This window comes from Phycisphaerae bacterium (assembly GCA_012729815.1).
Taxonomy (GTDB): Bacteria; Planctomycetota; Phycisphaerae; order JAAYCJ01; family JAAYCJ01; genus JAAYCJ01.
Genome location: JAAYCJ010000151.1, coordinates 1 through 1,531, shown reverse-complemented (window position 1 = coordinate 1,531; position 1,531 = coordinate 1). Strand labels below are relative to the sequence as shown.

General features: G+C 64.0%; 1 protein-coding gene. It reads right to left on the bottom strand.

What is annotated here, in order from left to right; genetic code table 11:
• A partial coding sequence (locus GXY33_10365) for a hypothetical protein (protein NLX05537.1) occupies window positions 1-1,531 on the bottom strand: 1,531 nt, incomplete at both ends.

Below are 1,531 nucleotides of genomic sequence, written 5' to 3'. Positions count from 1 at the left end.
CGGCGATCGGTTGGCCGTCGGCGTCGAGCAGTTCGACGATGACTTCGGGCGAGAGGCGCGGTTCGAGCCTGGGCGTCTCGTCGAAGCTGTCGCGCACCGCGTTCCAGGTCCGCAGATAGATGTTCGGGGCGGACGGGTCGAAGAAGTTGTAACTGAATCCCCAGTCATAGCCGTAGCGCAGCGGCTTGGGGCCTTCGCCGGAGAGGGCCGGCCAGGGAACATCCGGGGTGGCCCCGCCGTAGTGGACGCCGTCCCAGGCGAGCAGGCAGGGGTTGTAGCGGAGGGTGAAGGCGAAGGGGCAGATGCCAGGCAGGCCCAGGTTCTTCCACGATCGGATTCGATCGCTCAGATAGTTCGCCGCCGCGTTGACGGCTTTGTAGAAGTACGGGCCGGGATCTTCGCCGCGGCCGAGGTAGCCCTGGCTCTCGCCCTGGTAGGTCCAGCCGAACGGTCCGCCCATCGATTCCTCACCGGTGGTGCAGGGTTTGCCGAAGCGCCGTTGCCAGTCGACGAAGAAGTTGATCGGCACGTAATGGCCGTCGATGGTATCGACGCGCGGGTCTTTCCAGTAGTCCAGCAGGGCGATGGTCGAGTCGCCGTTGTTGACGATGGGGCGGGTCGGGTCCATCCGCTTGACGGCGGCGTTGAGGCGGAGCAGGGCCTCGACCACGGATCGGTCGGTCGGGCCGACCTGGTCGGGCTGGGTGCAGACGGTGTGCTCGTTGTCCGCCGACCACATCACGACCGACGGGCTGTTGCGCATGCGTTTGAACGCGGCGACCGCCCGATCGACGGTCCGCGTCCGCCATTGGTCCAGATCGACGATTCCCTGTTCGGTCATTGGCACGGGCTGGGCGACGTCCTCCGGCTGAAGCATCATGCCCATCTCGTCGGCGATTTCGGCGATCTCGGGAAAGATGCTGCCGGTGACGTGCCAGCGGATGATGTTGATGTTGCCCTGCTGGTTGAAATCCTGATAGAGCCCGCGGATGTGGTTGCGGTGCATGGGCAGATAGTTGGCGTGGATGACCGCGTTCTGGAGCATGAACGGTTTCTGGCCGTTGAAGACGAAGTCGGGCCCGTCGATCCAGAACTCGCGGAAGCCGAATCGGGTGAAGCGCCGGTCCAGCAGCATGCCGGATTTGTCCTTCAGTTCGACCTGCAGATGATAGAGGTAAGGGTTCGACGGCTCCCAGAGCGTTGGATCGTCCCAGCCTTTGGCGAAGGTGACCTTCGGATCGGCGGCCTCGACCTCAAGACGGCCCAGGTCCAGCACGGTCTTACCGCCGTCGCGGACCGAGGCGAAGGCCGTCGCACCGTCGGCGGGAACGTTAGCAAACGCGACGTCGGCTTCGAGTCGCATCTCGCGTACCGAGGTCCGCACGAACACCTCGTCGATGGCGGTCTTCCCGCTGACCTGCAGATGGATGTCGCGATACAAGCCGGTCAGGTGATGGCACGGCCGGTTCCAATAGTGGTAGTAGTCCGGCTTGCTGAAGTGGCGAAACATGCCCGGATAGTTGTAGCGGAT